The 12,601-nt window shown below is 62.7% G+C and carries 16 protein-coding genes, 2 tRNA genes and 2 pseudogenes; 3 read left to right on the top strand and 17 right to left on the bottom strand.

Annotated elements, in window-relative coordinates; translation table 11 throughout:
* Positions 1–86: 86 nt before the first annotated feature.
* The 10 genes from ACTJKL_RS17770 to ACTJKL_RS17725 form a co-directional block, all read right to left on the bottom strand.
* Positions 87–162 (bottom strand) — tRNA-Phe (locus ACTJKL_RS17770).
* 240 nt (positions 163–402) lie between these two features.
* Entirely contained in the window at positions 403–615 is a 213-nt protein-coding gene (gene yacG / locus ACTJKL_RS17765; RefSeq protein WP_018094182.1) for a DNA gyrase inhibitor YacG, read from the bottom strand.
* Between the two features lie 4 nt (positions 616–619).
* Complete coding sequence (locus ACTJKL_RS17760) at positions 620–1,240, bottom strand: Maf-like protein (RefSeq protein ID WP_004435951.1); 621 nt, start codon at positions 1,238–1,240, stop codon at positions 620–622.
* 97 nt (positions 1,241–1,337) lie between these two features.
* Entirely contained in the window at positions 1,338–1,556 is a 219-nt protein-coding gene (infA, locus tag ACTJKL_RS17755; RefSeq protein ID WP_004435948.1) for a translation initiation factor IF-1, read from the bottom strand.
* A 157-nt stretch (positions 1,557–1,713) separates the two neighbouring features.
* A complete protein-coding gene (locus ACTJKL_RS17750) occupies positions 1,714–2,193 on the bottom strand; it encodes an arsenate-mycothiol transferase ArsC (protein WP_440853434.1) in 480 nt (159 codons plus the stop codon).
* 13 nt (positions 2,194–2,206) lie between these two features.
* Positions 2,207–2,683, bottom strand: coding sequence for a UPF0262 family protein (locus tag ACTJKL_RS17745; RefSeq protein WP_018094178.1), 477 nt, complete (start codon positions 2,681–2,683; stop codon positions 2,207–2,209).
* Complete coding sequence (gene hisD / locus ACTJKL_RS17740; RefSeq protein WP_440853433.1) at positions 2,680–3,984, bottom strand: histidinol dehydrogenase; 1,305 nt, start codon at positions 3,982–3,984, stop codon at positions 2,680–2,682. The genes ACTJKL_RS17745 and hisD overlap by 4 nt, the downstream gene beginning before the upstream one ends.
* A 64-nt stretch (positions 3,985–4,048) precedes the next feature.
* Positions 4,049–4,489: a DUF2948 family protein gene (locus ACTJKL_RS17735; RefSeq protein ID WP_100670012.1), complete on the bottom strand. Its 441-nt coding sequence runs from the start codon at positions 4,487–4,489 to the stop codon at positions 4,049–4,051.
* 154 nt (positions 4,490–4,643) lie between these two features.
* Positions 4,644–5,936 carry a UDP-N-acetylglucosamine 1-carboxyvinyltransferase gene (gene murA / locus ACTJKL_RS17730; protein ID WP_275596795.1) on the bottom strand — a complete coding sequence of 431 codons (1,293 nt, stop codon included), beginning with the start codon at positions 5,934–5,936 and terminating at the stop codon, positions 4,644–4,646.
* Between the two features lie 168 nt (positions 5,937–6,104).
* The gene (locus tag ACTJKL_RS17725; RefSeq protein ID WP_018094174.1) at positions 6,105–6,320 is read right to left on the bottom strand and encodes a hypothetical protein; all 216 of its coding nucleotides are present in this window, start codon (positions 6,318–6,320) and stop codon (positions 6,105–6,107) included.
* Positions 6,321–6,581: 261 nt separating this feature from the next.
* Between ACTJKL_RS17725 and ACTJKL_RS17720 the strand changes: the two genes are divergently transcribed.
* Positions 6,582–6,656, top strand: a tRNA-Thr gene (locus tag ACTJKL_RS17720).
* Positions 6,657–6,746: 90 nt separating this feature from the next.
* On the opposite strand, the gene ACTJKL_RS17715 is transcribed toward ACTJKL_RS17720, so the two are convergent.
* Entirely contained in the window at positions 6,747–7,172 is a 426-nt protein-coding gene (locus ACTJKL_RS17715; protein WP_379941647.1) for a hypothetical protein, read from the bottom strand.
* 59 nt (positions 7,173–7,231) lie between these two features.
* Here ACTJKL_RS17715 and ACTJKL_RS17710 point away from each other — a divergent pair, with 59 nt between their 5' ends.
* Both ACTJKL_RS17710 and ACTJKL_RS17705 read left to right on the top strand, forming a co-directional pair.
* Entirely contained in the window at positions 7,232–7,975 is a 744-nt protein-coding gene (locus ACTJKL_RS17710; protein WP_275596797.1) for a hypothetical protein, read from the top strand.
* Entirely contained in the window at positions 7,972–8,529 is a 558-nt protein-coding gene (locus tag ACTJKL_RS17705; protein WP_440853432.1) for a type II toxin-antitoxin system VapC family toxin, read from the top strand. The genes ACTJKL_RS17710 and ACTJKL_RS17705 overlap by 4 nt, the downstream gene beginning before the upstream one ends.
* A 268-nt stretch (positions 8,530–8,797) precedes the next feature.
* Here the strand turns inward: ACTJKL_RS17705 and ACTJKL_RS17700 are convergent.
* From ACTJKL_RS17700 to ACTJKL_RS17675, 6 genes and pseudogenes are all read right to left on the bottom strand, one after another.
* Positions 8,798–8,981: pseudogene (locus ACTJKL_RS17700) on the bottom strand (adenylate/guanylate cyclase domain-containing protein); the annotation flags it as partial.
* A 35-nt stretch (positions 8,982–9,016) separates the two neighbouring features.
* Positions 9,017–9,301 (bottom strand): copper-binding protein, encoded by a 285-nt coding sequence (locus ACTJKL_RS17695; RefSeq protein ID WP_440853431.1) that lies wholly within the window; start codon positions 9,299–9,301, stop codon positions 9,017–9,019.
* A 21-nt stretch (positions 9,302–9,322) separates the two neighbouring features.
* Positions 9,323–9,457 (bottom strand): annotated as a pseudogene (locus ACTJKL_RS17690) (cupredoxin domain-containing protein); the annotation flags it as partial.
* A gap of 27 nt (positions 9,458–9,484) precedes the next feature.
* Positions 9,485–10,834, bottom strand: coding sequence for a multicopper oxidase family protein (locus ACTJKL_RS17685; RefSeq protein WP_440853430.1), 1,350 nt, complete (start codon positions 10,832–10,834; stop codon positions 9,485–9,487).
* A 14-nt stretch (positions 10,835–10,848) separates the two neighbouring features.
* Positions 10,849–12,297 (bottom strand): TolC family protein, encoded by a 1,449-nt coding sequence (locus ACTJKL_RS17680; RefSeq protein WP_440853429.1) that lies wholly within the window; start codon positions 12,295–12,297, stop codon positions 10,849–10,851.
* A complete protein-coding gene (locus ACTJKL_RS17675) occupies positions 12,294–12,521 on the bottom strand; it encodes a hypothetical protein (RefSeq protein WP_440853428.1) in 228 nt (75 codons plus the stop codon). Before ACTJKL_RS17675 ends, ACTJKL_RS17680 begins: the two co-directional genes overlap by 4 nt.
* Positions 12,522–12,601: the final 80 nt, after the last annotated feature.

The raw sequence follows: 12,601 nt of genomic DNA, 5'->3' as shown, positions 1-12,601 counted from the left end.
GCCTCGGGCTGTCCGCGCGCAGCGTTGACGTGACGGCGGAAGGCTCAAGGAGCTTCTTAAAAAACTCAATGATTCTAAAAGTAAAATGGTGCCCGGAGGCGGATTTGAACCACCGACACGCGGATTTTCAATCCGCTGCTCTACCAACTGAGCTATCCGGGCATCCTGCCTTGACGGCGGCAGTCTCCTTCGGGAAACCGCTGGGGCGTGTCGTTCGCCCCGGAAGCGAGCGGGGTTATAACATCTTGTTCGGCCGTGTCCAGCACCAAATGACTCTTTTTCGAAGGAATTTAGCTGGCTGCGGAAAGGTGGAGAAAGTCGAAGGAATTCAGAGAGATCGCCGGCGTCCGCGAATTCCCCGGGGCCCGCTCCGAATAACCGATGTTCGGGTGGAGCGAAGAATTACCGTTCGTCGCCGTCGTCGGCCTTCGACTCGTCGTCGGCGACCGGGATCGCATAGGAACCGGACAGCCAGCGATTGAGATCGACGTTACGGCACCGCTCGGAACAGAAGGGATAATGCTCGCGCACGGAAGGGCGTCCGCACTCCGCGCAGGGACGCGTTGCGCGCAAGGGTTCTACGTTCGACCCGTTCTTCTTGCCTTCGCCGCGCATCTTCTCAGCCTTCCAGCCAACGATCGTGCACGTCGTATCCTTCGCCGACGAGTAGATTGACGGTCTCGTAGAGCGGCAAGCCTACCACATTGGTGTAGGAGCCGACCAGCTTCACGACGAAACCTCCGGCAATTCCCTGGATACCATATCCGCCGGCCTTGCCGCGCCACTGGCCGGAAGCGAGATAGCTCTCGATGTCGAGCGTGGAAAGGCGCTTGAAGCGCACCTTGGTGTCGATCACCTTCTGGCGAAGCGTGCGGTCGGGCGTGACGAGGCAGATGCCCGTATAGACGCGGTGGCTGCGGCCCGACAGAAGATGCAATGCGCTCGACGCCTCGCTCACCAGTTCCGGCTTCGGCAGGATACGGCGGCCGACGCAAACGACGGTGTCGGCTGCGAGAATGTAGCTGCCGTCCCAGGCAGGGTCGCCGGTAATCGCAGAAAGCGCCGCCTTCGCCTTCTCAGCCGAGAGCCGCCGCGCAAGCGAGCGGGGGTGTTCCGAACGCTTCGGCGTTTCGTCCAGGTCCATAGGCATAAGGCGCGCGGGCTCGATTCCCGCCTGCGCCAGGAGCTCGACACGACGCGGCGATCCGGACGCCAGTATCAGTTTCTTGGTCACTGCCATCGATGCGAGCCGTTATTCCCGGAGTTTGTGCCATGCTCGTGCATGTCGCTGCCCAAAATCGCTCAGCACTTTTGGGCGACGTGCATTCGGCCGGGGCCTACTTGAAGCGGTAGGTGATGCGACCCTTCGTCAGGTCATAGGGCGTCATCTCGACGAGGACCTTGTCGCCGGCCAGAACGCGGATACGGTTCTTGCGCATGCGGCCCGCCGTGTGGGCGATGATCTCGTGCTCGTTTTCAAGCTTCACGCGAAACGTCGCGTTGGGAAGCAATTCGGTGACCACGCCCGGAAATTCTAGGACTTCTTCTTTCGCCATGCAGGACTGTTCTTTCTCGTGCTCAATAGCGGACGCAACAGGCATCCTCGAAAAGTTGCCGGAAACTACACAATCGCCGCGGCTTTGTGAACCGCTTTGATCAGGCTTTTTCGGGTACCCGATCATCGCACATCGAATTGCGGCCCGAGGATCGGAATCATGCCGCCGGAGGACTGCCTTTCTGGGGGCTTTCCACGGCGAGACGGCTTGCGATCAGCGCCGCCAGATGATCGCGCACCGCCCGGTAGGCGGCCACGATCTGCTCCCGTGTGCCGGTCGCAACGGTCGGGTCGGGTGTCGGCCAGTATACCACATCCACGGCCATGGATCGGGTCAATTCGAGGGCCATGTGGTGGGCTTCGGGCGCCAGCGTCACGATAAGGTCGAAGTAATCGTCTTCGAGCTCTTCGAGCGTGCGCGGCTGATGCCGGCCGATCGTCAGCCCGACCTCTTCGAGAACAACGTCTACGAAGGGATCCCGCTCGCCCTGCCGGACGCCGGCGGAGGCGACGTAGGTCCCTTTCGGAAGCGCTACGCGGGCAAGCGCCTCGGCCATTGGCGAACGGATGGCGTTCATGCCGCACATGAAAAGAACCGAGCGGGGCGCTTTCGATTGCGGCGTGGCGGTCGCGATCATCTCCGCCTCCCCGTCAGCCGCGCCAGTACAGCACGCAGACGAGCGTGAAGAGCCGGCGCGCCGTATCGAAATCCAGTCTGATCTTGCCCGACAGCCGGTCCATCAGGGTCTGAGAACCCTCGTTGTGGATGCCGCGTCGCCCCATGTCGATCGCCTCGATCTGGCTCGGCGTCGCCGACCGGATCGCCTGGTAATAGCTTTCGCAGATCATGAAGTAGTCCTTCACGATACGGCGAAAGGGCGTGAGCGAGAGGATGTGGGTGGCGACCTCGGTACCGCCATCCGTCGAAATCCGGAAGACCAGCTTCGCGTCGACCAGCGACAGATTGAGCCGATAGGGGCCGCCGGAATGCCCGACGGGTTCGAACAGGTTGTCTTCGAGCAGGTCGAAGATCGCAACCGCGCGCTCATGCTCCACATCCGGCGTCGAGCGGCCGATCGTCTCGTCCAGCACGACATCGCAGAGCCGCAGGTTGCGATCGGCCTTCATCCCTCTTCCCCGAGGTTGAGGCGGATGGCAACCGATCGGGCATGGGCCTCGAGGCCTTCCGATCTTGCCAGCGCGATCGCGGCGGGCCCGAGAATGCGCAACTGATCCGGGCCGAGCCGCAGGATCGAGGTTCGCTTGACATAGTCGAGCACGCCGAGGCCCGAGGAGAACCGCGCCGAACGCGCCGTCGGCAGCACGTGGTTGGAACCGCCCACATAGTCGCCGATGACTTCGGGCGTGTGCCTGCCGATGAAGATCGCACCGGCATTGCGGATCGCGGGAACCATCGCGTCCGGATCGGCCGTCGCCAGTTCGAGATGCTCCGGGGCGATGCGGTTGGCGAGCGGCACGGCCTTGTCGAAATCCGGAACCAGGATCACGGCGCCGAAATCGCGCCAGCTGGCTGCCGCCGTGTCGGCGCGCGGCAGCGTCTTCAACTGACGCTCCACCGCCTTTTCGACCGCATCGCCGAAGGCCGCATCGTCGGTGATCAGGATCGCCTGCGCGCCGGCGTCGTGCTCGGCCTGGGCGAGCAGGTCCGCGGCGATCCAATCCGGATCGTTGTCGCGATCCGCGATCACCAGCACTTCCGACGGCCCGGCGATCATGTCGATGCCGACCGTGCCGAAAACCTGCCGCTTGGCGGCCGCAACATAGGCATTCCCAGGGCCGACGATCTTCGCAACCGGTTCGATCGTCTCGGTGCCGTGGGCGAGCGCGGCCACGGCCTGCGCGCCGCCAATGCGGTAGATCTCCTCCACACCGGCAAGGCGGGCGGCTGCGAGCACCGCCGGGTTGATCGCCCCGCCGCTGGCCGGCACGACCATGACGATGCGCGGCACGCCTGCGACCTTGGCCGGCAGAGCGTTCATCAGAACCGAGCTCGGATAGCTCGCCGTGCCGCCGGGCACATAGAGACCGACTGCGTCGATCGGCGTCCAGCGCGAGCCGAGGCCGACGCCCATCTGGTCTTCGTAAATGTCGTCCTTCGGCAATTGCCGCCGGTGATGCGCCTCGATGCGGGTCGCTGCGACTTTCAAAGCACCGAGCACTTCCGGAGCAACCGCGTGGATCGCCGCATCTATTTCCGCCGACGTCACCGCCATGCCCGCGACCGTGAAGTCGATCCCGTCAAAACGCGTGGAATAATCGGCGAGCGCCGCATCGCCGCGGGCGCGGACATCATCGATGATGGTGCGCACGACGGCGTTGACGTCTTCGGAAACTTCCCGTTTGGTCGTGAGGAACGCGGCGAAATCGCGCTCGAAGCTCATATCGAGATAGTTCAGCCTGATTGCCAATGCGATGATCCTTTTGGTGGTTGCCGGCGGGGACGCTCAAGCGGGAGTTTTCAAACCGGCGTCCTCAGGCGCCCTCGGGGTGGCGCGGCTTGAACGCCGTCTCCCAGGCGCCGCCGGTATCGGCAAGCTGCACCTCGATGCACTCCACATCGAGCGCGATCGACGCCTCGCCCGCGAGCACGAGTTCGATCGTGCCTTCCGGCCCCTCCCCCTTGACGTCGAAGCGCAGGGCGAGAAGGTCGAGCACCGCTTCCATGTCGGTGCGATCGAAGCCGAGCGACCGCACGGCACTGACGCATTTGAACAGAAGGACGGCACGGCGCCGCTCGAAGCTGCGGCGCTTGCCCTCCGCCTTTTCCCAGGCGAAGCGGTTGACCACCAGGGTGAACTGCCGGCGCCGGGCGTCGTAGGCGATGCCCGCTACCTTGAAGACTGCGTCCTGCACATGGGCGGAGACGACGCCAAGGTCTTCCTCGTCGAGTGCCAGCAGTTTCAAAGCATCCATGCGATTCATCCCGTCCGTTTTCATGCCCCGCATTTTAGCGGGTGATCGTCAAGGACATAGGACGTTGCGCCCGAAACCGCAACGGCTCGAGCGCGGGAAGTGACCGAAAGCGCCACAGCGGCTTTGCGCACCTGATCGGACGCGCCGAGCCGGATCAGTCGCTGACGCGCTCGACATGGGCGCCGCAGCGCGTGAGCTTCTCTTCGAGGCGCTCGAAGCCGCGGTCGAGATGGTAAACGCGCGAGACCATGGTCTCGCCCTCGGCCGCCAGACCGGCGATGACGAGCGAAACGGAGGCCCTGAGATCCGTCGCCATGACCGGCGCGCCCTTCAGCCGCGATACGCCCTCGACCTTGGCCGTCTGGCCGGAGAGCGAGATCTTGGCGCCGAGCCGCGCCAGCTCCTGCACATGCATGAAACGGTTTTCGAAGATCGTCTCGGTAATGTGGGAAATGCCGCTCGACCGGGTCATCAGTCCCATGAACTGCGCCTGGAGGTCGGTGGGGAAGCCGGGAAACGGATCGGTAACGATGTCGACCGGCTTGATGCCGGCGCCGTTGCGGACGATGCGGATGCCGTTGTTCGTCTCGCTGATCTCGGCGCCGGCGCGACGGATCGCCTCGAGCGCCGTGTCCAGGAGGCTCGCCTCGGTGTCCTCGAGAATGACGTCGCCGCCCGCCATGGCGACGGCCATGGCATAGGTTCCCGTCTCGATGCGATCGGGCAGCACGCGGTGACGGGCGCCCGAGAGCGAGCGCACACCCTCGATGGTGACAGTGCTCGTCCCCTGCCCGCTGATCTTCGCGCCCATGGCGTTCAGGCATTTGGCAAGGTCGACGACTTCGGGCTCGCGTGCGGCATTGCCGAGCACGGTCGTGCCGTTGGCCAGCGTTGCCGCCATCATCAGCACATGCGTCGCGCCGACGGAAACCTTCGGGAACACGTAGCGCGCACCGATGAGCCCGCCTGCCGGTGCGGTGGCGTTGACGTAGCCGCCATCGATCTCGATATTGGCGCCAAGTGCTGCCAGCCCCTCGATGAAGAGATCGACCGGACGCGTTCCGATGGCGCAACCGCCCGGCAGAGACACCCGCGCCTTGCCTTCGCGTGCGAGCAGCGGCCCGATGACCCAGAAGCTCGCGCGCATCTTCGAGACGAGTTCATAGGGCGCCGTCGTCGAAACGATGTTGCGGCTGGTGAAATGAACCGTGCGGGCATAGCTCTCGCCCTGACGCTCGCGCCGGCCGTTGACGGAAATGTCGGCACCATGATTGCCCAGGATGCGGATCAATTGCTCGACATCGGCCAGATGCGGGACGTTTTCGAGCGTCAGCGTGTCGTCGGTCAGCAGCGACGCGATCATCAGCGGCAAGGCGGCGTTCTTCGCGCCGGAGATGGGGATCACCCCGTGGAGTTCGTTTCCGCCTACAATCCTGATGCGATCCATGAGACCTCTCGAACGGGCGCTGCCCGCCTTTCTGGAAAATCGATGCCGATCCGGCATTGTTGAAGGGCGTCTCTTTAGTGGAGATGCGGTGAAATTAGAAGTGCCTTGAAAGGCGGGGTGCAGGGAAGCGAAGACCCGGACGGCCCCGCCTGCCGCCGGTTGCAGGACCTAATCTTCCGATTCGTCCGTTTTTGCGGCAGGCAGTCCGGATGTCTCGTCCGCAGCACCAGCCCGGCGCGCACGCATCTGCTGCTTGCGCCGCTGGAGATTGTCGCGCAGGTTCTTCGCCAGACGCAGCCGCCTCGCCTCGGCCTCGCTCGAATGCCCTGCGCCCTTTGCCCGCCCCGGCACATGCTTATTGTTATCGTCGCTCTGCATGGCCATCCATTACCGCAAAACCAGGACCTTCGGAAGCGGCAAGCCGGCCGGAGGAGAGCGAAATCGGGGAAAACCGCGAAGCTGCTTCCGAGCCGGTCCGTGCCGCAACAGGCCACAACGGAAGAGCTTGAACGCCCTGGACCGCGTAAGCCCGCCGACTTCCCGGCACGGCCCGCCCAAAAACTTCGAAATGCGGCTTGCGCTCTCCCTCAAGCTATGGCAATAGGCCCCTCGCCTGATGCGGCTCGTCACGAAGCGCCGCCGGATGCTGCTATAGCTCAGGGGTAGAGCACTCCCTTGGTAAGGGAGAGGCCGAGAGTTCAAATCTCTCTAGCAGCACCATTAATCTCCTAAAGAAATGAAGTACTTCCGGCCTTCCTACAAAACGCCCAACTCACCAACATACAGCAGTTTGGGCGCTATTTGGGGCACTCAAGGAAAAGTGGACGTCGCGCCCGATCTCGCGCACCCTCGCCGAAACGACGGTTTTGCCATGCCCCAGTTCTTCGCCCGCGCCACGACGGCGGCGATCGCCGTCGCGAGATAGGTGCCGCTGACCTGGCCGCGCATCCACTCGTAGGTCCGGGTCTGCAGCGTTTCCGGCGTCTGGATATTGGCGCGCTCGACGGCTTCGGTATTGGCCGAACGCCGCTGCGTGTAGGCGCCGGACGACGGCCCTGCCGCGCGCCCGTTTTCGAGCGCTGCAATACCCGGGTTGCGCGTGCGATCCGCAAGTGTGTCCTGATAGCCGGGGATGACTACGGAGGCGACCGGCTGACCCGGGCGCATGATGTCGTCGACCAGCGCCGCTATTTCTTGCCACGAGAAACAGTACCGTTTGGTTTCAGGGGCGATCAATGGTAGTCGTGTGGTAAGATGGTCGGAATTTGCGCCGATCAGCGTGAGGCATGATTGGAATGAGCGAATATAGGTTTCAAATAGAAAACAGCTACACGCCGGAAACGCTGCCTATGGACCGGCTTGCGGAGTACATGGCGGCGTATGCCCGTTTGCTTGGCGAAACCGCCAATGTTCATTTTCAGAGTGTCGAGACGGGTTCTGCTATTCTTGTCGCCGCAGTGGATGAACCAGCGCAGCCGAAGGTGCAGGACAGGGTGCTGAGTCTTCAGCGGGGGAGCGCGCCCAAGGATGCCCTCAAGGCGTTTGACGAACTTGATGAGATGCTGCGCAAGGACAATGCAACCGGCGAACTGAGCGGGAACGATGGCGCTGTCATTTTGCCGTTTCCTGGTCGTACCCGACCGGAGCCCCTTGTCTTTGGGCCGATCCGGCAGGAAGGCAGTCTAGAGGGGCAGGTCATTCGTGTCGGTGGTAAGGATGACACCATCCCGGTTCACCTGCGCGATGGTGCCACCATCCATAGCGGTCTCAATGCTACAGCCGACCTCGCCCGGAAGATTGCACAGCATCTTCTCGGCCCGACCTTGCGGGTTTACGGCAGTGGGACATGGTATCGGGAAGCCGATGGCAGTTGGGTTTTGAAGAGCTTCAAGATCACCGATTTTGAAGTTCTGGGCGACGAGCCTCTGGAAGAGGTGGTTGCTTCCCTGCGAAAGATCAAAGGAAGCACCTGGAACGAGGTTCCCGATCCTGTTCGTGCACTCCTTGAAGATCGTCATGGTGGCGGAGACGCGAATTGATTGTTGCCTTCGACGCCAACATACTTCTCTACCTCTTCGATGAAAGTGCCAACGCGCCGACCTGCAAAACCACTGGCCTGCCAGTCGAGCGTTGCCGCGAGCGTGTCGAGTATCTGATCGCAACCCTCCAGCGGGAAAAGACGAAGATCATCATCCCCACGCCCTCGCTCGCCGAAAGCCTTGTTAGGGCGCAGGACGGAGCACCGGAACGTCTCTCGATCATCAAGAGAAGCAAGCATTTCCGCATCTCGCCTTTTGATGAGCGTGCGGCGGTAGAATACGCAGCAATGCAGGTTGAGCGCCGCCAGAGCGGGACGAAATCTGCAACGGTGTCAAAGGCGAAAGCCAAGTTCGATGACCAGATCGTCGCCATAGCCGCTATCGAGGGCGCGACGGTCATCTATTCTGATGACGGGGACATCAAGAAACTGGCTGGCTCGAAATTCGAGGTCTTGGGCATCGAAGACTTGCAACTTCCGCCCGAAGATGACCAGACATCATTCAGTTTTGAGCCACCCACAATCGATGAAAATGGCACGGAAGACAGCGAGTAATCGCCGGGTCATCTGTAATTCCTCAGTTGCTGGGAATGCCTTCGGACAAACTCTGTCGATCCGAAGGCCAAGGGCTCTCCCGCCTTGCTGCCGACCTGGGCGGAGTTGGGAGCAGGACAACTAACCCTGTGCTATTAATTGCAAGTGCGTCCCGTATGAACGTCCCGACCCGGATAAGGATGCAGACACGTCGGCAGGAAGTCGTATCAGCAACGCCTTCAAGACCGCCTGCAAACGTGCAGGGCTTGGCTGGACTGTCCAGGCAAGGACGCTCGATCAGCGAAAACGAGATCACAAGCGGAGCGTCGAGCGACTTGGCCGGGGTTTTCGAGCCTTTGCGCCACGTTCACCGCATCGACTATTACAGTGAACTCGCTGTGGACGCCGCTGTCCAGAACGCCTCCGACGACCGTGCCGTAATGCGGGCCGATGACGGCATCGAAGCCGGGATGGGGACGGGCGGCATCCCGTCGCGTCTCTATCGGAGCTACTTCACTTCGGTGACGGTCAGCTTGCCGTCGACGCGTTCGGCAACGAATTCGATCTGATCGCCTTCCTTCAGCTTCGACAGCAGGGCTTCGTCCTTGACCCTGAAGACCATCGTCATGGCAGGCATCTCGAGAGCCTTCAGCTCCTCATGCTTCAGCGTGACCTTCTTCGCTTTGGCATCGACCTTCTTGACGGTACCTTTGGTGAAGTCGCCGACGATGGCGCCGTAGGCCGTGCCGAGAGCGAGGGCGAAGGCCAGTGTGAACTTGACAGTCGTTTTCATGTGAGACCCTTTCCTGAGGATTTATTTCCGTGCGGCAGTCACGTCGCCGTGCATGCCCGCGTCGTAGTGACCCGGCACCAGGCACGCGATCTTGAAAGCGCCGGCATTGGTGAATTTCCAGACCATCTCGCCCGACCTTCCGGGGGCGAGACGGATCGGTTGGTTGAAGATCGTCATGCGCTATCATCCGTGTTTGGAGTGCTTCGGCGTGATCCGCGTCTTTGCGTCATCGGCCCTGGTCCAGTCCGGAAGCTCGCCCGTCCACTCCCAAGCCTGCGTTCCGGGCGGGTTTTCGTACCAGCCGGGGTCGGAGTAATCGTCCGCCGAGATGCCCTCGCGCACCTTGACGACGGAGAACATGCCGCCCATTTCGATCGGCCCGTGCGGACCCCAGCCGGTCATCATGGGTATGGTGTTTTCGGGAAGCTCCATTTCCATCTTGCCCATGTCGGACATGCCGGCCGTACCCATCGGCATGTATTCCGGGTGGACCTTCCGGATCTTTTCCGCGGCCCCCTTCTTGTCGACGCCGATGAAGGTTGGGATGTCGTGTCCCATGGCGTTCATCGTGTGGTGCGACTTGTGGCAGTGGATCGCCCAATCGCCCGCGTATTTGGCGTCGAATTCGTAGGCGCGCATGGCGCCGACCGGAATGTCGATGCTGACCTCCGGCCAGCGCGCCTCCGGTCGGACCCAGCCGCCGTCGGTACATGTGACCTCGAAGTCGTAGCCGTGCATGTGGATCGGGTGGTTGGTCATGGTGAGATTGCCGACCCGCACGCGCACGCGGTCGTTCCTGGAAACGACCAGCGGGCTGATGCCCGGGAAGATGCGGCTGTTCCAGCACCACATGTTGAAGTCGGTCATTTCCATGACACGCGGCACGTAGGAGCCCGGCTCGATGTCGTAGGCATTGAGCAGGAACACGAAATCCCGGTCGACCGGCATGAATTTCGGGTCCTTGGGGTGGATCACGAAGAAGCCCATCATCCCCATCGCCATCTGCACCATCTCGTCGGAATGCGGGTGGTACATGAAGGTGCCCGACTTCACGAGATCGAACTCGTAGACGAAAGTCTTGCCGGGCGGGATGTGCGGCTGCGACAGCCCGCCGACGCCGTCCATGCCGGATGGCAGGATCATGCCGTGCCAGTGGATCGTCGTCGGCTCCGGCAGCTTGTTGGTGACGAAGATGCGGACCCGATCGCCTTCGACCGCCTCGATCGTCGGACCTGGCGACTGGCCGTTATAGCCCCAGAGATAGGCGGTCATGCCCTCCGCCATCTCGCGCTCGACCGGCTCGGCGACGAGATGGAACTCCTTGACGCCGCTGTTCATCCGGTGGGGTGCGGTCCAGCCGTTGATGGTCACCACCGGGTTGTAGTCAGGCCCGGAGGAAGGCCGGACGGGGGCTTGCGTATCCGCCGTCTCCATGAATGCCGCCTCGGGCAGGCCCATATTCGACGTTTTCGCCCAGGCGGCGGTGGAAACCAGTGCGGCGCTCGCGCCGAGTAACTGTCGTCTGTTGAACATTTTGCGTGCCTTTCTCATTCGCCGTTTTCGGCGGCCGCCGCGACCTCGGTTTCGCGGGAGGCCGCGCCCCCGCCGTAGATCGCCGGAGCCAGATCCGCCTCGGCCAGCCAGAAGTCGCGCTTGGCATTGATCGCGAGCAGGATCGCATTGACCTTTTCGCGGCTGTCGGCGAGCAGTTCGAAGGTGCTGGTGATCATCCCGTTGTAGGTGAGGAGTGACTGTTCCTCGATTTCGGTGCGCAGCGGCACGACGCTGCTGCGGTAGTGCCGGGCGATGTCGTAGTTGGCGCGGTAGGCCTGATAGGCCGAGCGTGCTTCCGAGCGGACATTGACGGCCTTTTCGGCGAGAAGGTTCGCCGCCCGCATATAGGCGAGCTCGGCCTTGCGCATGCGCGCTTTGCCGCTGTCGAAGATGGGAATGACGAATTCGAGATCGGCCCGGCCCGTCGTCTCCGACGAGATGTCGCCGTCCTCCTTTGCCCGCTCGGTCTCGAAGCCGGCGAGGAGGTTGAGGTCGGTGACGTAGCGGGTGGCCTCGGTCAGATTGTAGGATCTGGCCGTCGCCTCCAGATCGAGCTTCGCAATCTGGAGATCGACCCGCCGCCGCAGAGCTTCCGCCTCGATCTGGTCGCGCTTCATCAGACCCTTCGGCAGGGGAGCCAGCCGGTTCGGCACCTGGAATTTGACGTCCGAACCCCAGAGGCCCATCAACCGCGTCAGTTCCTCCTTGGCCAGACGCGCCTGGAGCCGCGCCTTGGCCCCCTCTCCCGCCAGTTCGGCGTAGAAGACATGCTCGCGGGCCTGCGCCCCCTTTGTCATGGCCCCGCTCTCGCCGAGCTTTTCGGCAAGCGCGGACGCTGCGTCGGCCGCCGCCTGCGCCCGGTTGAGCTGGCCCACCGTTTCCCAAGCCGCTACGGCATTGATCCAGGCGCGCCGCGTCTCGGAAGCAAGCTGCAAGGTGCGCGAAGCGGCATCCAACTGCGCCTTCCGGAACTCGGTGTCGGCGAGCGCGATATTCCTGTCGCGCGTGACGAGCGCAAGAATATTGGAGACGATCGCGCCCTCGACCGTCCGGAATGCCGTAAGCCCCGGCGTGCCGATGCCCGTCAGCCCGACACCCACGGTCGGGTTGACGAGCATTGTCGCCTGCCAGGCGTCGGACGCCGAATCGCCGAGATCGGCATAGGCCGCCTGCAGCCCCTTGTTGTTGAGCAGCGCGACCTGGACTGCCGTCTCGACGTCGATCGACTTCTTCGCCATCAGCGCCTTCACCCGCTTGGAGACGGATCGGGCCTGTTCCTGGTTCTGCACCCACACGGTCTGCTTGCCGGCGGCTTCGGCCGTTGTCGCCGCGACCAGGGAAAATCCGGCGTGCTTGACTGCGTACTCGCCAGCCGTAACGCAACCGCCGAGCACCAGCGGCAGTGAGAGCGTCGCCGCCAGCTTCATCTTGGCTTTCATCATGATCCGCCTCCTTTCGGAGCCTGCGCATCATTCTGGTCGCGCCATGGTTTGGGATCGACGGCCCTGCGGTCCGTATAGCCCGCGACAGGACTCGTATAGGCAACGGGCCACACGTCGGCATCGCTGGCCGGGAGTTCGCCCGAGGCGATCACATCGGGAGGCAAGGTGGCGGCGCAACCGCTCGCAAAAAGCGGCAGGACGGCCACGAAAAGCAGATGTTTCATGGATTTATCCGAATAGGAGATTGCGGCAGCGCTCGAGAGCAAGGCTTGCTCGCGAACACGCGTTCGACCCGTCAAACGGA

It is taken from the genome of Sinorhizobium sp. 22678 (assembly GCF_052044265.1).
GTDB lineage: Bacteria > Pseudomonadota > Alphaproteobacteria > Rhizobiales > Rhizobiaceae > Sinorhizobium > Sinorhizobium meliloti_A.
Note: the sequence above shows the minus strand (reverse complement) of the source record. Positions and strands in the feature narration are given on the sequence as shown.